At 68.5% G+C, this 18,428-nt stretch carries 19 protein-coding genes; 13 read left to right on the forward strand and 6 right to left on the reverse strand.

Annotation, left to right across the window (positions count from 1 at the left end; genetic code table 11):
* Positions 1-11: 11 nt before the first annotated feature.
* The 4 genes from HUN08_RS02710 to purB all read left to right on the forward strand — a co-directional run bounded on the left by HUN08_RS02710 (position 12) and on the right by purB (position 4,298).
* Positions 12-1,643 (forward strand): acyl-CoA dehydrogenase family protein, encoded by a 1,632-nt coding sequence (locus HUN08_RS02710; protein ID WP_124248267.1) that lies wholly within the window; start codon positions 12-14, stop codon positions 1,641-1,643.
* A gap of 53 nt (positions 1,644-1,696) precedes the next feature.
* Positions 1,697-2,107 carry a hypothetical protein gene (locus HUN08_RS02715; RefSeq protein WP_301546851.1) on the forward strand — a complete coding sequence of 137 codons (411 nt, stop codon included), beginning with the start codon at positions 1,697-1,699 and terminating at the stop codon, positions 2,105-2,107.
* Between the two features lie 114 nt (positions 2,108-2,221).
* Positions 2,222-2,860, forward strand: a complete 639-nt coding sequence (locus HUN08_RS02720) for a TetR/AcrR family transcriptional regulator (RefSeq protein ID WP_301546852.1) — start codon at positions 2,222-2,224, stop codon at positions 2,858-2,860.
* A 10-nt stretch (positions 2,861-2,870) separates the two neighbouring features.
* Entirely contained in the window at positions 2,871-4,298 is a 1,428-nt protein-coding gene (purB, locus tag HUN08_RS02725; protein WP_124248269.1) for an adenylosuccinate lyase, read from the forward strand.
* A gap of 15 nt (positions 4,299-4,313) precedes the next feature.
* Here the strand turns inward: purB and HUN08_RS02730 are convergent, their stop codons facing one another.
* On the reverse strand, positions 4,314-5,174 hold the full coding sequence (locus tag HUN08_RS02730; protein ID WP_165353346.1) for a CHAD domain-containing protein: 861 nt from the start codon (positions 5,172-5,174) through the stop codon (positions 4,314-4,316).
* 73 nt (positions 5,175-5,247) lie between these two features.
* Here HUN08_RS02730 and HUN08_RS02735 point away from each other — a divergent pair, with 73 nt between their 5' ends.
* Genes HUN08_RS02735 through HUN08_RS02745 form a run of 3 tightly spaced genes read left to right on the forward strand, consistent with a single transcriptional unit; the run spans position 5,248 to position 9,310 of the window.
* Positions 5,248-6,150 (forward strand): phosphoribosylaminoimidazolesuccinocarboxamide synthase, encoded by a 903-nt coding sequence (locus tag HUN08_RS02735; RefSeq protein ID WP_124248271.1) that lies wholly within the window; start codon positions 5,248-5,250, stop codon positions 6,148-6,150.
* Positions 6,147-8,315 carry a S9 family peptidase gene (locus tag HUN08_RS02740; protein ID WP_174900862.1) on the forward strand — a complete coding sequence of 723 codons (2,169 nt, stop codon included), beginning with the start codon at positions 6,147-6,149 and terminating at the stop codon, positions 8,313-8,315. Before HUN08_RS02735 ends, HUN08_RS02740 begins: the two co-directional genes overlap by 4 nt.
* A gap of 17 nt (positions 8,316-8,332) precedes the next feature.
* Positions 8,333-9,310, forward strand: a complete 978-nt coding sequence (locus tag HUN08_RS02745) for a nitronate monooxygenase family protein (protein WP_124248272.1) — start codon at positions 8,333-8,335, stop codon at positions 9,308-9,310.
* A gap of 3 nt (positions 9,311-9,313) precedes the next feature.
* Here HUN08_RS02745 and HUN08_RS02750 read toward each other — a convergent pair whose 3' ends face one another.
* A complete protein-coding gene (locus HUN08_RS02750; RefSeq protein WP_124248273.1) occupies positions 9,314-10,177 on the reverse strand; it encodes an alpha/beta fold hydrolase in 864 nt (287 codons plus the stop codon).
* A gap of 73 nt (positions 10,178-10,250) precedes the next feature.
* Here HUN08_RS02750 and HUN08_RS02755 point away from each other — a divergent pair, with 73 nt between their 5' ends.
* Positions 10,251-10,823 carry a TetR/AcrR family transcriptional regulator gene (locus HUN08_RS02755; protein WP_124248274.1) on the forward strand — a complete coding sequence of 191 codons (573 nt, stop codon included), beginning with the start codon at positions 10,251-10,253 and terminating at the stop codon, positions 10,821-10,823.
* A gap of 4 nt (positions 10,824-10,827) precedes the next feature.
* On the opposite strand, the gene HUN08_RS02760 is transcribed toward HUN08_RS02755, so the two are convergent.
* The 3 genes from HUN08_RS02760 to HUN08_RS02770 are packed head-to-tail and all read right to left on the reverse strand — an operon-like array spanning position 10,828 to position 13,937.
* Positions 10,828-11,862: a fused (3R)-hydroxyacyl-ACP dehydratase subunits HadA/HadB gene (locus tag HUN08_RS02760; protein WP_124248275.1), complete on the reverse strand. Its 1,035-nt coding sequence runs from the start codon at positions 11,860-11,862 to the stop codon at positions 10,828-10,830.
* 40 nt (positions 11,863-11,902) lie between these two features.
* Entirely contained in the window at positions 11,903-13,438 is a 1,536-nt protein-coding gene (locus HUN08_RS02765; protein ID WP_124248276.1) for a DHA2 family efflux MFS transporter permease subunit, read from the reverse strand.
* A 4-nt stretch (positions 13,439-13,442) separates the two neighbouring features.
* A complete protein-coding gene (locus HUN08_RS02770) occupies positions 13,443-13,937 on the reverse strand; it encodes a MarR family winged helix-turn-helix transcriptional regulator (protein ID WP_301546853.1) in 495 nt (164 codons plus the stop codon).
* 82 nt (positions 13,938-14,019) lie between these two features.
* Here HUN08_RS02770 and HUN08_RS02775 point away from each other — a divergent pair, with 82 nt between their 5' ends.
* From HUN08_RS02775 to HUN08_RS02790, 4 genes are all read left to right on the forward strand, one after another.
* On the forward strand, positions 14,020-14,502 hold the full coding sequence (locus HUN08_RS02775) for a glutathione peroxidase (protein WP_124248277.1): 483 nt from the start codon (positions 14,020-14,022) through the stop codon (positions 14,500-14,502).
* 63 nt (positions 14,503-14,565) lie between these two features.
* Positions 14,566-14,811: a phosphoribosylformylglycinamidine synthase subunit PurS gene (purS, locus tag HUN08_RS02780; protein WP_124248278.1), complete on the forward strand. Its 246-nt coding sequence runs from the start codon at positions 14,566-14,568 to the stop codon at positions 14,809-14,811.
* Complete coding sequence (gene purQ, locus HUN08_RS02785; RefSeq protein WP_124248279.1) at positions 14,811-15,506, forward strand: phosphoribosylformylglycinamidine synthase subunit PurQ; 696 nt, start codon at positions 14,811-14,813, stop codon at positions 15,504-15,506. The genes purS and purQ overlap by 1 nt, the downstream gene beginning before the upstream one ends.
* A 1-nt stretch (position 15,507) precedes the next feature.
* Positions 15,508-16,830, forward strand: a complete 1,323-nt coding sequence (locus HUN08_RS02790) for a M18 family aminopeptidase (protein ID WP_124248280.1) — start codon at positions 15,508-15,510, stop codon at positions 16,828-16,830.
* Between the two features lie 10 nt (positions 16,831-16,840).
* On the opposite strand, the gene HUN08_RS02795 is transcribed toward HUN08_RS02790, so the two are convergent.
* Entirely contained in the window at positions 16,841-17,779 is a 939-nt protein-coding gene (locus HUN08_RS02795) for an AraC family transcriptional regulator (RefSeq protein WP_124248281.1), read from the reverse strand.
* A gap of 169 nt (positions 17,780-17,948) precedes the next feature.
* Here HUN08_RS02795 and HUN08_RS02800 point away from each other — a divergent pair, with 169 nt between their 5' ends.
* The gene (locus HUN08_RS02800) at positions 17,949-18,425 is read left to right on the forward strand and encodes a DUF1772 domain-containing protein (RefSeq protein ID WP_165353345.1); all 477 of its coding nucleotides are present in this window, start codon (positions 17,949-17,951) and stop codon (positions 18,423-18,425) included.
* The last annotated feature ends 3 nt before the right edge of the window (positions 18,426-18,428 follow it).

Below are 18,428 nucleotides of genomic sequence, written 5' to 3' on the forward strand. Positions count from 1 at the left end.
AGGTTCGTCCCGTGTTGGCCAATCACATCGTCACCAACCAGGTTCCCCCGCTCGAGGGCTACGACGTCGCGAACTATCCGGTGATGACCGAGTACCTCGACAGTGTCGGCGCGGCGGAAGCGCTGCCCGAACTACACGAACTGGGCCAGATGGCCGGCTCGGCGGAGTGGATTACCGTCGGCGACCTCGCCGAGGAGCATCCGCCGATCCTGGAGACCCACGACCGCTACGGCAACCGCATCGACCTGGTGCGCTACGACCCGTCCTATCACCGTCTGATGGACACCGCCGTCGCGCACGGGCTCGCCGGCCACCCGTGGTCGCGGTCGTCGGACCCGCATGCGCATCTGGCCCGTTCGGCCAAGTTCAGCGTGTGGGCGTCGGTCGACGCCGGGCACGGCTGCCCGATCTCGATGACCTACGCGGTCATCCCCGCCCTGCGCCACAACCCGGAGTTGGCCGCGCAGTACGAGGCGGGCCTGACGTCGCTGGTGTACCAGCCCGAGTTGAGCGTCCCGGCGCAGAAGGCGGGGCTCATCGCGGGGATGTCGATGACCGAGAAGCAGGGCGGATCGGATGTGCGCGCCAACACCACGTCGGCCGTCGCGCAGCCCGACGGGACCTACCTGATCACCGGCCACAAGTGGTTCACCTCGGCGCCCAACTCCGACCTGCTGCTGGTCCTCGCGCAGACGCCGGAGGGGGTGTCCTGCTTCTTCGTGCCGCGCATCCTGCCCGACGGGTCGCGTAACAACATCTTCCTGCAGCGGCTCAAGAACAAGCTCGGCAACCATTCGAACGCCAGCAGCGAGGTGGAGTACTACGACGCGGTCGGGTGGATGGTCGGCGAACCCGGTCGGGGCGTGCGCACCATCATCGAGATGGTCAACATGACCCGGCTCGACTGCGCCACCGCGTCGGCGGCCGTCATGCGCAACGGCGCTACCGCCGCGGCGCACCACGCCGCCTACCGCAGCGCATTCGGCGCGAAGCTCGTCGACCAGCCGCTCATGCGCAACGTCTTGGCCGATCTGCACGTCGAGGCCGAGTCGGCGACGCTGACCTCGCTCTGGCTCGCCGACCTCACCGACCGGGCGATCACCGACGAGCGGGCCGCACAGCTGCGCCGCATCAGCCTGGCCGTCAGCAAGTACTTCATCTGCAAGCGGGCCCCGATGCATGCGGCCGAAGCGCTGGAATGCCTCGGCGGCAACGGCTACATCGAGGACTCGCGAATGCCGCGGCTCTTCCGGGAGTCGCCGCTCATGTCGATCTGGGAGGGGTCGGGCAACGTCGCCGCCCTCGACACGCTGCGCGCCATCGGCCGGGAGCCGCAGACGCTGGCGGTCTTCTTCGACGAGCTGGGTGCCGCGAGCGGCGCCGACCGTGCCTACGACGACGCGCTCGCCGGGTTGAAGGACCAGTTCACTGATCCGGCGGGGATGGAGTACCGCGCGCGGCACATCGTCGGGCAGATGGCCACGATGCTCTCGGCGTCGCTGCTCATCCGGCACGGGCATCCGGCGGTTGCCGACGCCTACGTCGGCAGCCGTCTCGACGGGAGTTGGGGATCGGTCTACGGGACGCTGGGCGAGGGCGTCGACACCACCACCCTGATCGCTCGCGCCACCCCCAAGCTGTGACGAGGTGCGTTAGCCTTACCCGCGGGTCAGGAGCACGAAGGAAAGGGTCTCCAGTGCGAACCAACAGATTGACGACGAGGATCGCGGCGGGAGCCGCGACCGTGTTTCTCGCGGGCGGCCTCAGCGCCGTCGGCGCATCCGGTGCTGCCGCGGTGCCATCGGGTCGGGTCGACGCCGGCGTCGGCTTCTCGTCGAACGCCTACGGCACCGGCTGCAGCTACTCGATGACGGTGCCGGTGAATGCTTCGGGCAAGGTCACCTTCTGGGAGAAGAAGCCGGGCATCAGCCCGCCGATCTACATCGACTCGGCACGCGCGGTCGGCGGCACGGCCGCGGTCACCTGGGTTCCGTCACGCGAGGGCTACCGACAGCTCTACGCCGTGCAGGGCGGCAAGCGCTCCAACTACACGACCGTCCTCGTCCACCGGGGCTACGGCACCCTGGGGTTCTGCTTCGCGCTGTAGCGCCCAGACGGCTCGGTAGCGCCGGGCCAGCGGCCTAGCGGCCCGGTCGGGTCCGCCCGGCGGATGCCGCCAAACCCATGCCGACGTGGGCATCGCTTTGGCACGATGTTCCGCATGGCTGCCGCGACCCCCAAAGGATTGGCACGCCGCCAACTCCTCGCGGAAGCGGCCGGCGCGCTGCTCATGGCGCACGGTCACGAGGCCGTCCGGCACCGCGCGGTCGCGGAACGGGCCGGGCTGCCGCTGGCCTCGACGACCTACTACTTCAACTCCCTCGACGAATTGCTGGCGGCCGCGGTGGAGTACACCTGCGAGGTCGACGCCCGGGAGATGGACGACCGGTGCGCGGCGCTGTCCGAGCAATCCCGCGGCGCCCGGGCCACCGCCGCCGCGCTGGCCGAGGTGTTCGTCGGCGACGGCTCGTCGTCGCGCCTGGCGACGCGCTACGAGTTGTTCGTTCTCGCCGCGCGCCACCCGGAGTTGGCCGCGATGGTGACGCAACGACAGGGCCGCGTGGAACAGATCGCCGCGCAGGTCCTGGCGAAATCGCAGCGCCGCAGCGCCCCCGAAGAAGTGCACAAACTCATCGCCTTCGAGCACGGCGCCCTGCTCGAATCCATCTCCGCGTCCACGGGTCACCGACCCGATCCCGTCGGCATCGTGACCGACGCGCTCGCCGACGTCGTCGACGTGCTGGCCCCCGCGGTCGCGGTGACGGCCGGGGCGGCGGGGGCCTCCGCGCACGCCGACTAAACTGTCCGACGTGCCCAAACCCGAAATCGCCAACGTTCTCGCCAGCCGCTACGCGTCGGAGCAGCTCGCCGACATCTGGTCGCCGCGCACCAAGATCGCCGCCGAGCGGCAGCTGTGGATCGCGGTGATGTCCGCGCAGCGCGCACTGGGCATCGACATTCCCGACGGGGTGATCGAGGACTACGAGAAGGTCGTCGACAAAATCGATCTCGAGTCGATCGCCGCGCGGGAGAAGGTGACGCGCCACGACGTGAAGGCGCGCATCGAGGAATTCAACGCGCTGGCCGGGCACGAGCACATCCACAAGGGCATGACCAGCCGTGATCTCACCGAGAACGTCGAGCAGCTGCAGATCCTGCAATCGCTGCGGCACGTCCACGACCACGGAGTCGCGATGCTCGCCCGCATCACCGACCGGGCCGCGCAATACGCCGACCTGGTGATGGCCGGGCGCAGCCACAACGTCGCCGCCCAGGCGACGACGCTCGGCAAGCGCTTCGCCTCGGCCGCCGACGAGCTGATGATCGCGCTCGAGCGGCTCGAGAACCTGATCGCCCGCTACCCGCTGCGCGGCATCAAGGGGCCGATGGGCACCTCCCAGGACATGTTGGACCTGCTCGACGGCGATGCCGAGAACCTGGCGATGCTGGAGGGCCTCGTCGCCAAGCACCTCGGCTTCGCGTCGTCGCTGACGTCGGTGGGCCAGGTCTACCCGCGCTCGCTCGACCACGACGTGGTGTCCGCGTTGGTGCAGATGGCCGCGGCGCCGTCGTCACTCGCCACGACCATCCGGCTCATGGCCGGGCACGAGCTGGTCACCGAGGGCTTCCAGCCCGGCCAGGTCGGCTCGTCGGCGATGCCGCACAAGATGAACACCCGCAGCTGTGAACGGGTCAACGGTCTCACCGTCGTGCTGCGCGGCTACGGCTCGATGGCCGCCGAGTTGGCCGGGGCGCAGTGGAACGAGGGCGACGTTTTCTGCTCAGTGGTGCGCCGCGTCGCCCTGCCCGACGCCTTCTTCGCCATCGACGGTCTGATGGAGACCTTCCTGACGGTGCTCGCCGAATTCGGCGCCTACCCGGCGGTGATCAACAACGAACTCGACCGCTACCTGCCGTTCCTCGCGACGACGAAGGTGCTGATGGCCGCGGTGCGCGCCGGCGTCGGTCGCGAGACCGCGCACGAGGCGATCAAGGAGAACGCCGTCGCCGTCGCCCTGGCCATGCGGGAGAAGGGCGCCGCGCCGGATCTGCTGGACCGCCTCGCCGCCGACGACCGGATTCCGCTCGACCGTGCCGAACTCGACGCCGCGCTGGCCGACAAGACCGCCTTCATCGGTGCCGCCCAGGCGCAGGTGGCCGACGTCGTCGCCGCGGTGGAGAAGATCGTCGCGCGCTACCCCGACGCGGCGAAGTACGTCCCCGCGCCGATCCTCTAGTCGGGCTGCAGACCCTCAGATCGGGGCGTTGACCGCCGCGGCCAGTACGTGCGCGGCCTCGGCCAAGATCGCGCGCTCGTGGCGGCGCAGCTCCTCGATCGCCGGCATGGCCGCATCGTCGGCGGTCTCGGCCAGGTCGGCGAGGAAGTCCAGGGCGGTGGCCGCGTCCTGCTGTTCACCCAGGGCGTTCTGCAGCCGACGACCGCGCTTGATGAGTTCCTTGCCCGTCTCGCCGACTACCGGTAAGGCCAACTCGGCCGCGTACCGATAGCGCTTTCCGGCCTTGCGTGCCGAATGTGCCCGATCCATCGCATCGGGGTCGTCGGCGGCAATCGCCTCGGCCGCTTGGTTCAGGCGCTTGGTCAGCTTCCCGGCCGCGGCGTCGAGGTAGTCGACGACCGCTGCGGCCGGGCGCTGCGAGCGTCCGCGCAGCGGGGGAGCAGCCGTCCACCGCCGCAGCGTCGCGGCCAGTTCGTCGTAGCGTGACGATCCCAGCGCGGCGTGGATACCCGCCCATCCGCGGCGTATCCGGGCGTCGGCCTCGACGCGCAGCGCGGCGCGGGCGTCGTCGGCAGCGGCACGGTCGTCGGTCCCGTCGAGCGCGTTGTCGAGTCGGCGCCACACCACGTCGACGTCACGCACGTCGCCGAGCAGGGTGGCGAACCACGCCAATTCGTCGTTGAGGGCGGTGGCCGCGCTTGCCCGGTAGACGTCGAAGGTCCGCAGCGTCGAGCGCAACCGTCGAATCGCCACCCGCGTGGGATGGATGGCGGCGAGGTCGCCGTCGAGCAACCGTTCTCGTGCCGCGAGGATGACTGCGATCTGATCGTCGACATAGGTGCTGACGACGGCGCCCAGCGTCCGGGGGTGGCCCACGGAACGACGATACGACGGCCGGTGCGGGCGGGCCACTCGAAGCCGGCTCGCGCGCTGCCCCTAATCTGGGCGTATGCGCCCCGAACTGGATTCCTACGCGCACGTCGCGTCGGGAAAAGTCCGCGATATCTATCGAATCGACGAGCAGACGCTGCTCATGGTCACCTCTGACCGGATCAGCGCCTACGACTTCGTGCTCTCGACGCCGATCCCGGACAAGGGGCGCGTCCTCACGGCGATGAGCTTCTTCTGGTTCGACACGCTGGGCCTGCCGAACCATCTCGCCGGCGGGCCCGACGACGAGCGGATCCCCGCCTCGGTACTCGGCCGGTCGATGGTGGTGCGGAACCTGCCGATGGTCGAGGTCGAGTGCGTCGCGCGCGGCTATCTGACCGGCTCCGGGTTGCTGGACTACGACGCCACCGGCCGCGTCTGCGGCATCGAACTGCCCGCCGGGCTGGGTGAGGCGAGCAAGCTGCCCGAACCGATCTTCACCCCTGCCTCGAAGGCACAGATCGGCGACCACGACGAGAACATCACCTATGAGCAGGTGGTTGGAGCCGTCGGCGCCGAACTAGCCGCGGATCTCAAGTCCGCGACCCTCGACATCTACCGTCGCGGCTCGGAACTCGCGGCCTCGCGGGGCATCATCCTCGCCGATACGAAGTTCGAGTTCGGGCGGGCCGGCGATGGCTCCCTCGTCCTCGCCGACGAAGTGCTGACCCCTGATTCGTCGCGCTATTGGGACGCCTCGACCTATGTGTCCGGGCAGGTACAGCCCTCCTTCGACAAGCAGATCGTGCGCAACTGGCTGACCGGGCCGGAGTCCGGCTGGGACCGGAAGTCGGAGTCCCCGCCCCCGCCGCTGCCCGACGATGTGGTGCGGCGGACCCGCGCCCGCTACATCGAGGCGTACGAGCGGATCGCGCAGCTGCGCTTCGCCGACTGGCCGGGGGCAGCGGAGGCGTCGGCGTGAGCAGGGAGTCCAACGAGCAGGTCACACCGCCGGTCGCGAAGAAGGTCCCGGTCGAGCGCACCCACCACGGCGACACCGTCGTCGACGAATACACCTGGATGGCCGACAAGACCGACCCCGAGCTCATTGCCTACCTGGAGGGGCAGAACGCCTTCGTCGACGCTCAGACGGCACATCTGAAACCGCTGCAGGACACCATCTTCGGCGAGATCAAAGCGCGGGTGCAGGAGACCGACATGTCGGTGCCGACCCGCCGCGGCCAGTATTGGTACTTCGCCCGTACCGAGGAGGGCAAGGCGTACGGGATCTCGGCGCGCTGCCCGGTGCGCGGTCCCGACGACTGGGATCCGCCCACGATCAGCCCGGATGAGAAGCTCCCGGGCGAGCAGGTCTTCCTCGACGCCAACGTCGAGGCCGAGGGTCACGACTTCTTCAGCCTCGGCGGAGCCTCGATCACCGAAGACGGTCGCTGGATGGCCTACGGCACCGACGTCGTCGGCAACGAGCGCTACACGCTGCGGTTCCGCGACCTAGAGACCGGCGAGGACCTCGACGAGACCGTGGCCGACACCACCGGCGGCGCGCTGTGGTCGCGCGACGGCCGCTACGTCTTCTACCAAACGGTCGACGACGCCTGGCGTCCCGACACGGTGTGGCGCTACGAACTCGGTTCCGGCGAACCGGCCGTGCGGGTCTTCCACGAACCCGACGAGGGGTTCTGGGTCGGCATGGGTGCCACCCGCAGCCGCGAATACCTGTTCATCGCCGCCGGGTCCAAGACGACCGCGGAGGTCTACGCGATTCCGACGGCCGATCCCACCGCCGAGCCGGTCAGCCTCGGTGCGCGCGTCCCCGGCGTCGAATACGAGGTCGACCACGCCGTGATCGACGGGCGGGACTACTTCCTGTTCACCCACAACGGTCCCGGCCCCGACGGCGAGAAGTGTGAGAACTATGCCGTCGACATCGCCCCGGTCGACGATCCGGCGAACCGGTCGACGTTCATCGCGCACGACCCGGCCCGGCGCCTCGAAGACGTCGAGGCATTCGCGGACTACCTCGTGCTCAGCTACCGCGCCGAGGCGTTGCCGAAGGTGGCGATCGCGGATCTGCGCCGTATCGAGGGCATGCCCACCGTCGACGACTTCGCCGAGGTCACCTTCGACCAGGAGATCTGTGCGGCCGGCGCTGCCGGGAACTCCGAGTGGACGACGCCGCGCCTGCGCCTGGCCTACACCAGCTTCATCGAGCCGGCCGAGCTCATCGACCTCGACGTCGCCACCGGGCGGCGAACCTTGCTCAAGCGGCAGGTCGTCCTCGGCGGGTATTCGCCCGACGACTACGAGCAGTCGCGGGAGTGGGCCACCGCCGCCGACGGCACGAAGATCCCGGTCTCGATCGTGCGCCGCAAGGGGGCCGCACCTCGCCCCGCCCCCACCCTGCTCTACGGCTACGGCTCGTACGAGGCCAGCATGGATCCCTCGTTCTCGGTGTCGCGGCTCTCGATGCTGGACCGCGGCGTCGTCTACGCCGTCGCCCACATCCGCGGCGGCGGCGAGATGGGTCGGCACTGGTACGAGGACGGCAAGACGCTGCGCAAGCGCAACACCTTCACCGACTTCATCGCCGTTGCCCGTCACCTCATCGACACCGGCGTGACCACGCCCGAACACCTCGTCGCCGAGGGTGGTTCGGCCGGCGGGCTGCTGATGGGCGCGGTGGTGAACGAGGCCCCCGAGTTGTTCCACGGGATCGTCGCCGCGGTGCCCTTCGTCGACGCCCTCAACTCGATCCTCGATCCGAGCCTGCCGCTGACCGTCATCGAATGGGAGGAGTGGGGCAACCCGCTCGACGATCCCGAGGTCTATGCGTACATGAAGTCGTATTCGCCGTACGAGAACGTGTGCGCGGTCGCGTACCCGGCCATCCTGGCGCTCAACTCGCTCAACGACACCCGCGTCCTGCACACCGAGGCGGCCAAGTGGGCGGCGAAGCTGCAGGACCAGACGACCGGCGATGCCCCGATCCTGTTGAAGACGGAGATGAAGGCCGGACACGGCGGCGTCAGCGGTCGGTACAAGCAGTGGGAGCAGACCGCGTTCGAACTCGCCTGGATCCTGGAGCAGACGGGCGCGGTCGACGGTGGGAATGCCGACGTCGGGTAGCGGAAGGGCTGATCGGAATGGGTGAGCGGACGGTGGACCTGCGCACGATCTTGGACGGGCTGCGCGTGCCCGTCGTCGGCGCGCCGATGGCGGGCGCGGCAGGCGGGCGGCTCGCCGCGGCCATCACCGCCGCCGGTGGCCTTGGCCTCATCGGCGTGGGCAACGTGGCCACCGTCGAGCAGGTGCGCGAGCAGTGCGGGCTGGCGCGTGCCGCCGGACAGCGCGTCGGGATCGGCCTGATGTGCTGGTCGTTGCCGCAGAACCCGGCGCTGCTCGACGCCGCGCTGGAGGCCGAGCCGGTCGTCGTGAGCCTCAGCTTCGGCGATCCCCGCCCGTACCTGGAGAAGGTCCACGACGCCGGTGCCGCCGTCGTCGCCCAGGTGGGGACGCGCACCGAAGCGCTGGACGCACTCGACGCCGGTGTCGACGGCCTCGTCGTGCGCGGCTCGGAGGGCGGTGGCCACGGCCGGGGCGTGGTTTCGACGCTGCCGCTGCTGCAGCAGGTCCTCGACCTGACTGACCGGCCGGTGCTCGTCGGCGGGGGAGTGGCGACCGCCCGCGGGCTGGCCGCGGTCCTGGCCGCCGGCGCGTCGGCCGCCTGGGTCGGCACGCCGTTCGCGGCGTCGGCGGAGAGCATCTTCCGCCCGGAACTCAAGGAAGCGGTGATCGCCGCCGACACCGATCAAACCGTGTACACCCGCGCCTTCGACATCGCCCAGCGCTTCGATTGGCCGGAGATCTACGGCGGTCGGGCACTGGCCAACGCCTTCAGCGACCGGTGGGCGCAGCGCACCGATGCGTTGGCGGAGGCCGTCACCGACGAGATGACCGAGACGATCAAGCAGGCCCGCGTCGACGCGGACCTCTCGATGGCCCCGGTCTACGCGGGTGAGTCGGCCGGACTGGTCGACCGGGCGCGCACCGCCGCGGAGGTGCTGGCCGACTTCGAGCCGTTCCGCGAGCATCTGCGGGCCGCGCAGCGCTGGCTCGACTGACGCTCAGTGCGGCGCATCCGTGCGCGGGAGCTCCGAGACGAAGCGGCGCAGGGCGGTGGCAAACGCCTCGGGTTGATCCTCGCTGATCAACGTCCGCGAGTCGTCGACCATGACCAGCCGGGAGTCGGGAAAACGGTCCGCCAGGCGGTGGGCGTGCTCGACCGGCATCATCACGTCGTCGGCGCCCCAGACGATCAGGACCGGCCGGGTAAACGCCGCGAGTTCTTTCGACCATGCCAGCAGCGTCGCCCTGGGAGGTGTGCCCAAGGTGAATTTGCGCAGGTCGCGGCGGATGGCCGCGCTGCGGTTGGCCGGAGCGAACCAATCGTCGAACACCTCGTCCGGGATCGGTCGCTTGGTCAGCCCTCCGTAGCCGCGTTCGCCGTGGCGGAAGGTGGCGGTGCCCGTCAGCCAGGTGAAGACGCGCGTCCCGCCCGGAAGCCGGCATAGCACCACGGCCGGGCGCGCCGGCTTGGGCGGGAAGTTGTCGAAGGCCTCGCAGGACGCCAGCACCAGGCGTCCGACGCGCTCGTCGCGGCCCTCGCTGATGATGAACTGGCCGCCGCCCCAATCGTTGAGCACGAGGGTGACATCGGTCAGGCCGAGTGCGTCGAGGAAATCGGCGACGATGGTGGCGACACCGTTCTGGGTGAGGTCGGCGTCGCGGTTCATCGGCGATCGGTGTGCGCCCAGCGGCCAGGTGGGAGCGATGCACCGAAACTCGTCGAGCAGCGGGATCACCTTGCGCCACTGGGTCTCGTTCATCAGCAGGCCGTGACCGAACACGACGACCGGTCGATCGTCGGCCTCGCCGATACCCGTGTCGAGGTAGTCGATCGGACCCGCGGGCAACTCGACACGCTGCATTCCGACTCCCTAGATAGATCGTTCTAGTTAGGAAGGACGGTACGCTTGGCGACAACGGGACGCAAGGAGTGACATGGCGACGGACACGCGTGAGCGCATTCTCGATTCGACAGCCGGGCTGTATCGGCGGCAGGGGATGAGCGCGACCGGGCTCAAGCAGATCGCCGCCGCGTCAAACGCGCCCTTCGGGTCGATCTATCACCACTTCCCCGGGGGAAAGACGCAGATCAGCGAAGAGGTCATCTACGCCGAAGGTGCCCGCTACAGCGCCTTGGTCGGACCACAGTTGGCGGCCGTCGACGACGTCGTCAGCGGGATCCCCGAACTCTTCGCGTCGGCCGGAGCGCTCCTGGAAGAGATGGACTACAGCGAGGCCTGCTCGATCGAGACCATCGCGTTGGAGGTGGCGAGCACCAACGAACGCCTTCGGAAGGCGACGGCGGCGGTCTTCACCGGGTGGACCACCGAACTGACCCGATGGTTCTCCCAGACCGGTCTTCCCGAGGCCGCCTGCCGTCGGCTGGCCCTGGGATTCCTCGCCGGCCTGGAGGGCGGGTTCGTGCTGTGCCGCAGTCTCCGATCGGTCGAGCCGATGACTGCGGCGGGGGCCGCGGTTGCGGCGATGGCCCGTGCCGAGTTGGAGTAGGGGCTCAGCTGAAGCGGACGTTCAGCGTCGCCATGCCGAAGATCTTCTTCCCCGCCGACTTGGCGGTGAGGATGACGACGCCGGTGCGGGTCTCCGGGTCCAGCGACTTGATGCGGCCGCCGAACTCGATGTCGCCCTTGCCGTCGGCCGGGACGATCGCCGGTGCGGACAGGCGGACCTGGTACTTGGTCACCGCACCCGGGTCGCCGGTCCACTCGGAGACGAATCCGATGCCCAGGCCCATCGTCAACATGCCGTGGGCGATGACGTCGGGCAGGCCGGCCAGCTTGGCGATGTCCTCGTCCCAGTGGATGGGGTTGGCGTCGCCGGCGACACCCGCGTAGTTCACCAGGTCACCCCGCGAGAGGTGCGTGTGGTGCTCGGGCAGGACGTCGCCGACGGACAGATCGTCGAAGTTCCGGCTGACCGGGGTCCGGGTCTCGCCGTATTGGGCGATGACGCGCGGGCCGTCCTCGCGGACGGTCTTCACGTAGTCCTGCGCCGACTGCTCGACGGAGAGGATGTCGACGTCGTGCATCATCACCTTGGCCACCGCCTCGGTGATGCCCGGGTCCACTTCCTCGGCCGTGACCCCGACGACGGTGGTGTGCATCGTGTGCACGGTCTCGCCGGTCTTCACGTCGAGGAAGGTGTTGGTGATCGTGATCATGTCCTTGCCGGCGATGCGCCGCACCGACGACAGTTCGACGTCGGTGTGGAGCTCGTCGCCGACCGTGATCGGCCGGTGCTGCTCGAAGACCTGCTCGGTCTGCACGTAGGTGTCATAACCCACGACGACCTCTTCGAGCAGCTTCCGGTTGGCCGCCATGGCCCCGATCGCGGTGAACGTCATCGGCGCGATGAGATGGTCGTATCCCATCTTCCGGGCAGCCTCGGGATCCCAGTGCGCAGGGTGGTAGTCCTGCACGGCCCGCGCGTATTCGCGGACCTTCTCGCGACCCACCTCGTAGGTGTGGTCGGCCTTGTAATAGTGGCCGACCCTGGCCTGCAAAGCGGTTTCTTCGGCTGCCGTCGTCATCACATCTCCAACTCTTGGTCCCAGGCGATCCTAGTCGCCGTCAGTGGACCGCCACGTGATGGGTCTGCTCCATGTCTTCCTCGACCAGCGGCGACTCGATCTTCTTCCGCGGGAGGAAGAAGGCCGGGATCAGGGTCAGGCAGACGAGAACAGCGGCGACGGTGAACGGCGTGTGGAACGCTTGCGCCGCGTCGGCGAACCAGGAGGCCGGCGGCTTCTCCCCGACCGGGTGCCGGCTGTAGCCGATCGCTCCCATACCCGTGTGGGTCTTCGCCAGCGCGGTGAACAGGAGCACCGAGATGATCGCGGTGCCGATCGAGGTCGACGACTGCTGGACGACGTTCATCAGGGTGGAGCCGTCCGGCACCTCCTTGTTGCGCAGGGAGGCCAGCGCCGACGACATGATCGGCATCATCGTCATACCCATACCCATGCCCTGGACGAGCAGCGCGCAGGCGATCATCCAGTACGGGGTCGTGGAGTCGATCTGGGTCCACGACGCGACGCCGAGGATGATCAGCACGAGGCCGGGCAGGACGATCTTGCCCGGGCCGAGCTTGTCGGTGAGCCGACCGGCGACGGGCATGGTGAGCATGGCGCCCAAACCCTGCGGTGCCAGCATGAGGCCGGCCATCAGGGTGGTCTCGCCGCGCACGCCGATGAAGAACTGCGGGTAGAGCAGGGAGCTGCCGAAGAAGGCGATCAGGAAGATGACCATCGTCATGACCGCGACGGCCAGCGTCCGGTTGCGGAACAGGCGCAGGTCGAGCAGCGGCTTGCGCCTGGTGGTCAGCGCGTGGACGACGAAGGCGATCATCATGCCCAGGCCGATCAGCGCCGGGATCAGCACCTTGCCGGTGAGGAAGGTGCCGTGCTTCATCTGCTCTTCACCGGCGCTGGAGACGCCGTACAGGAACAGGGCCAGGCCGGGGGAGAGCAGCAGCAGGCCGAGGAAGTCGATCGTCGGCTTCTCGCCGGTCGCGTCGTCCTTGAGGACGAACCAGGCGTAGACGAGGGCGATGAGGCCGACCGGGACGTTGATCAGGAACACCCAGTGCCACGAGGCGATCTGGATCAGCCAGCCACCGAGGATCGGGCCGCAGATCGGGCCCAGCAGCATCGGGATGCCGAGGACGGCCATGACCGAGCCGACGCGTTCGGGTCCGGCCGCCTTGGTGAGGATCATCATGCCGACCGGCATGAGCAGGCCGCCGCCGAGGCCCTGGACGGCGCGGAAGGCGACGAGTTCGCCGATGCTGGTCGCGGTGGCACACAGCACCGAACCGATCAGGAACAGCACGATCGAGGTCAGGTAGACCTTCTTGGTGCCGAATCGGGTGGCCGCCCACGAGGCGAGCGGGATGACCGTGGCCAGCGCGAGGGTGTAGGCGGTCATCGACCAGGCCGCACCGGCCTGGTCGGTGTGGAGCTTGTCTTGGAAAGTGTCCTGGGCCACCGAGACGACGGTGATGTCCAGGATGGACATGATGGAGCCGAGGACCACGACACCGGCGACAGTCAAAACCTTTTTGTCGAGTTTGGTGTCCGGCGCCTTGGCGGCAGCGGGGGCGGTCATAACGTCAGCTTTCTGTGGGGAGTTCGAGGTGGGCGAAGTAGTCGGTCTCGCCGTTGAGAACCGGGTCGAGTGCGTCGGTCAGCCCGTCTGCGACATCGGCGGGCAGACGCTGGCAGACGCTCCGAAGGACGTCTTCGCGACCGTTGATGGCGGTTGTCACGAACTGGTGTCCGCGATCGGTGAGTGAAATCCGCTTCACCCGACGGTCGGCGGGGTCTTCCCGCCGGTCGGTGAAGCCCATGCTGACCAGTCGGTCCACGGCCCGCCCGGTGGCGGCCACCGAGAGATGTACCGCGTCGGCCAATTCGTTGACCGACATGGCGCACGAGCGGGTTCCCAGCTCCATCATGGTTCGGAACTGGGAGAATGTCAGGTCGATTTCCGCGACCTCGGACATCGACTCCGATTTCGCCGCGCACATGAGCCGCTCGAACAGCGACGACAGGGCCGTGAAGACCCGATCAGCGCTGGTGGTGTTCGAAGCAGGTTTGGAGTGCACTCAAAAACAATAACGCAGACGCAACTATTGTTGCTACGCAAATAGATGTGACCTCGGTCATGGCATGGGTAGGCTTGTGATCATGGCCGATGTAAAGAGCATTCCCGTCACCGCCCTCGATGGATCCGCGCTGGACCTGAAGTCCTTCGACGGTCCGCTTCTGGTCGTCAACGTCGCCAGCAAATGCGGCCTGACCCCGCAATACGCGAAGCTCGAGGAACTCGCCAAGACCTACGGTCCGCGCGGGCTGACGGTCGTCGGGATGCCGTGCAACCAGTTCATGGGACAGGAGCCGGGCACCGCCGACGAGATCGCCACTTTCTGCTCCACCACCTACGGCGTCACGTTCCCGCTGCTGGAGAAGGCCGACGTCAACGGCGACGACCGCCACCCGCTCTACACCGCGCTCACCGCGGCGGCCGACGCCGACGGCGAGGCCGGCGACATCCAATGGAACTTCGAGAAGTTCCTTGTCGGATCCGACGGCGACGTCGTTGCCCGGTTCCGCCCGCGCACCGAGCCCGACGCACCCGAGGTGATCAGCGCCATCGAGGCGGCGCTGTAGTCCGCCACCACTGCCGATAGACTCACCGGGTAAGCGGTAGCCCGGCGAAGGAGCGCAACAGCAATGGCACGTGTGGTGGTTGACGTGATGCCCAAAACGGAGATCCTCGATCCGCAGGGGCAGGCCATCGTCGGTGCCCTCGCCCGACTGGGCTTCGAGGGGATCTCCGACGTCCGGCAGGGCAAGCGATTCGAACTCGAGGTCGGCGACGCCGTCGACGACGCGGCGCTGGAGAAGATCGCCGCCGACGTCCTGGCCAACACCGTCATCGAGGACTACACCGTCACGCGCGTCCAGGTGAAGGCCTGATGGCCGCAACGGGTAGCGGCGCGCGGATCGGCGTCATCACCTTCCCCGGCACCCTCGACGACGTCGACGCGGCGCGTGCGGTTCGTCGGGCGGGTGCCGAGGCCGTCTCGCTGTGGCATGCCGACGCCGACCTCAAGGATGTCGACGCGGTCGTCGTCCCGGGCGGCTTCTCCTACGGCGACTACATGCGCGCCGGTGCCATCGCGAGCCTCGCGCCGGTGATGCGGTCGGTCGTCGACGCGGCCCGCTCGGGCACCCCGGTGCTGGGCATCTGCAACGGCTTCCAGATCCTCTGCGAGGCGGGTCTGCTCCCCGGTGCGCTCACCCGCAACCAGGGCCTGCACTTCGTCTGCCGCGACCAGTGGCTCAAGGTGGAGAACACCTCCTCGGCGTGGACCTCGCGTTTCGAGCAGGGGGCGGAGATCCTCGTCCCGCTCAAGTCGGGGGAGGGGCGCTACGTCGCCAGCGAGGCCGTGCTCGACGAACTCGAGGGCGAGGGACGGGTCGCCTTCACCTACGCCGGCGACAACGTGAACGGCTCGATGCGCTCGATCGCGGGCGTGACCAGCGCCGACGGGCGCGTCGTCGGGCTGATGCCGCATCCCGAGCACGCCACCGAGGCGCTCACCGGGCCCAGCGACGATGGACTCGGCCTGTTCTACTCGGTGCTCGACGCGGTGCTGGCCAAGGCCTGACATGGCAGCGCCCGCCGTCTCCACCAGCGCGTCGGCGGAAGGCCTCGGTGCCTTCATCGACGCATCCCCGTCGCCGTTCCACGTGTGTGCGACGGTGGCCGCCGAACTCGGCGACGCCGGTTTCGTCGAGCTGTTCGAGACGGCGCAGTGGCCCGCCGAGCGCGGTCGGTACTTCGTGCGCCGCGGCGGTTCGATCATCGCTTGGCAGTCCGGCGCCGGGAGCGCAGCGAGCGGGCCGAATCATGCCGGTGCCGGGAGTGCGGCGTTCCGCATCGTCGGCGGACACACCGATAGCCCCAACCTGCGGGTGAAGCAGCATTTCGACCGCACCGCCGTCGGCCTTGCGACGGTGGCGCTGGAACCCTACGGCGGCGCCTGGCTCAACTCGTGGCTCGACCGCGATCTCGGCCTGTCCGGTCGGGTGTCGGTGCTCGGCGACGGCGGACCCGTCGAGCGGTTGGTGAAATTCGACGAGCCGCTGCTGCGCGTCCCGCAATTGGCGATTCACCTGTCCGAGGACCGCAAAGGGGTGACCCTCGACCCGCAGCGCCACGTCGACGCCCTCTGGTCGACCGATGCCGAAGGTGCCGGGCTGCGCGAATATCTCGCCGCCGAACTCGGCGTCTCGGGCGGGGATCTGCTCGGCTGGGAACTGATGGCCCACGACGTGGAGCCCAGCCGCATCGTCGGCTCGCAGCGGGATCTGTTCAGCGCCCCGCGGCTGGACAACCAGGTCACCTGCTACACGGGTCTGCGCGCACTGCTCGACGCGGGTGAGACCACCGCGCCCGTGCCGTCGACGCTGATGCTGGCCTTGTTCGACCACGAGGAGGTCGGCAGCGCGTCGCATCGCGGCGCCGCGTCGGATTTTCTGGCGACCGTGTGCGAGCGGATCGTGCTGTCCGGCGGCGGCGACCGCGAACACTATCTGCGCGCGATGGCCGGCAGCATCTGCGCGTCGGGCGACATGGCACACGCGACGCATCCCAACTACCCCGACCGCCACGAGCCCGGCCACCACATCGTGCTCGGCGGCGGCCCGGTGCTGAAGGTGAACCAGAACCTGCGCTACGCCTCCGACGCCGTCGGCGCCGGTGCGTTCGAGCAGGCCTGTCGCCTGGCGGGAGTGCCGTTGCAGCGCTACGTCCATCGCGCCGATCTGCCCTGTGGCTCGACGATCGGCCCGATCACCGCGACCCGCACTGGTCTGGTCACCGTCGACGTGGGCGCCCCGCAGCTGGCCATGCACAGCGCGCGGGAGCTGATGGCGGTCGCCGACGTGCCGCTCTACTCCGCCGCCCTTGCGGCCTTCTTCCGCACTTGATCGTGACCGGCTACTGGGCCGACCTCCAGTGCGACGGGCTGACGCCGTATTCACGCTTGAACGCGGTGCTCAGCGCGAACGGACTGGTGTAGCCGGTCCGGTCCGCGATGACGGCGAGAGTGTCGGGCTTGTCCTCGGCCAGAAGGTCGGCGGCCAGCGCCAGCCGCCACGACGTGAGGTGCTTCATCGGCGGCTCCCCGACCAATTCGGTGAACCGCCGGGCCAGCGTCGCACGTGACAGGCCGACCTCCCTGGCGAGGGAGTCGACCGTCCACGGCTCCTCGACGTTGTTGTGCAGCAGCCGCAGCGCGCGACCGACTTCCCTGTCGCGGTAGGCGCGGACCCACGCGGCTCCGCCGGAGATGGTGGCGTCGCTGTCGAAAGTGCGGCGCAACGCGGTGATCAGTAGCAGGTCGAGGTAGCGATTGAGGATCGCGTCCTGACCGGGGGCCGCGCGGATGACCTCGGCTTCCATCAGTGCGCGCAGCGGATCGTCGCTCATCGGCACGACCGTCAGCTGCGGCAATGCCTCCAGCAATGCGCGACTGACCTCGCCGGCGCGGTAGACGCCGACGATCATTGCCGTGTCGGCGTCCTCCGGCGCGCAGTTGCCCCATGACCGCACACCGACGGACATCTGCTGGGCGACGCTGTGGTGGTCACCGAGATCGACGCAGTCGCCGTTCTCGTCGATTCGTGCGATTGGTTCGCGATGCACACCATCGGACAGGAGGTAGGGCTCGGTTCCGCGGAACAGCGCGACCTCACCCGTGGCGATGATCGAACGGGCGCCGTCGTGATCCACCGCCATCGACCCTCGAGTGACTACGAGAACGGTGAGCGGCGATCTGTCGTCAACCTGGAGCGCCCACGGAGACGCGAACACCATGCGCAACACGAGGGGATCGCGGGCCCGTGGTCCGTTGAGCAGGCTCCCCAGGGCATCCATGTCTAGGAACACTTTCGATCGAGACGATTGAGTATGAATTCAAGTGCTCTGACCATGTTAACGCTCACCATGAGGCGATTTGATTGAAGTCATGGAACAACAAACAGTGGGTACGGACGTCAACAGTCTTCTCGGTGCGACCGAACAGTGCGCTGCGGGAGGGACACCGATGAGCGCCGTGCGGACGGTCGCGGTCGTCGCCGCGATCCTCTCGTCCGGACTGGTGGCCGGCCTGTTCGCCGCGTTCGCCTACTCGGTGATGCCGGGGATGAACCGGGCACAGTCGGCGGCGGCCGTCGATGTCATGCAGCGGATCAACACGGCGATACTCAACCCGGTCTTCGGTGTGCTGTTCGGCGGCGGGCTAATCGTCGCGATCATTGCCGCAGCGGTGAGCTGGAATGACGGGCTTCGATGGTGGACCCTCGGCGCGCTGGTCTGCTATGTGGTCGGCGTCCTGATCACCGTGATGCTCAACGTGCCGCTGAACGATCTGCTTGCGCGCGCCGGCACCCCGACAACCGCGTCCGAGGCCAATCGGGTGTGGTCGGCCTTCGCCGGCGAGTGGGCGCGGTGGAACGTTGCGCGGCTCGTCGCCCATCTCACCGGGTTCGCACTGCTCGTTGTCGGCTTGGCCTCCCGCTGATCG

It is taken from the genome of Gordonia sp. X0973 (assembly GCF_013348785.1).
Classification (GTDB): Bacteria; Actinomycetota; Actinomycetes; order Mycobacteriales; family Mycobacteriaceae; genus Gordonia.

Coding starts and splice junctions, on each gene's coding strand:
- HUN08_RS02760 (WP_124248275.1), bottom strand. CDS start 11,862: ATGACGACGGCAGCCGAAGAAACCGCTTTGCAGGCCAGGGTCGGCCAC.
- HUN08_RS02800 (WP_165353345.1), top strand. CDS start 17,949: ATGAGCGCCGTGCGGACGGTCGCGGTCGTCGCCGCGATCCTCTCGTCC.
- HUN08_RS02775 (WP_124248277.1), top strand. CDS start 14,020: ATGGCCGATGTAAAGAGCATTCCCGTCACCGCCCTCGATGGATCCGCG.
- HUN08_RS02755 (WP_124248274.1), top strand. CDS start 10,251: ATGGCGACGGACACGCGTGAGCGCATTCTCGATTCGACAGCCGGGCTG.
- purQ (WP_124248279.1), top strand. CDS start 14,811: ATGGCCGCAACGGGTAGCGGCGCGCGGATCGGCGTCATCACCTTCCCC.
- HUN08_RS02765 (WP_124248276.1), bottom strand. CDS start 13,438: ATGACCGCCCCCGCTGCCGCCAAGGCGCCGGACACCAAACTCGACAAA.
- HUN08_RS02735 (WP_124248271.1), top strand. CDS start 5,248: ATGCGCCCCGAACTGGATTCCTACGCGCACGTCGCGTCGGGAAAAGTC.
- HUN08_RS02720 (WP_301546852.1), top strand. CDS start 2,222: ATGGCTGCCGCGACCCCCAAAGGATTGGCACGCCGCCAACTCCTCGCG.
- HUN08_RS02750 (WP_124248273.1), bottom strand. CDS start 10,177: ATGCAGCGTGTCGAGTTGCCCGCGGGTCCGATCGACTACCTCGACACG.
- purS (WP_124248278.1), top strand. CDS start 14,566: ATGGCACGTGTGGTGGTTGACGTGATGCCCAAAACGGAGATCCTCGAT.
- HUN08_RS02745 (WP_124248272.1), top strand. CDS start 8,333: ATGGGTGAGCGGACGGTGGACCTGCGCACGATCTTGGACGGGCTGCGC.
- HUN08_RS02795 (WP_124248281.1), bottom strand. CDS start 17,779: ATGGATGCCCTGGGGAGCCTGCTCAACGGACCACGGGCCCGCGATCCC.
- HUN08_RS02790 (WP_124248280.1), top strand. CDS start 15,508: ATGGCAGCGCCCGCCGTCTCCACCAGCGCGTCGGCGGAAGGCCTCGGT.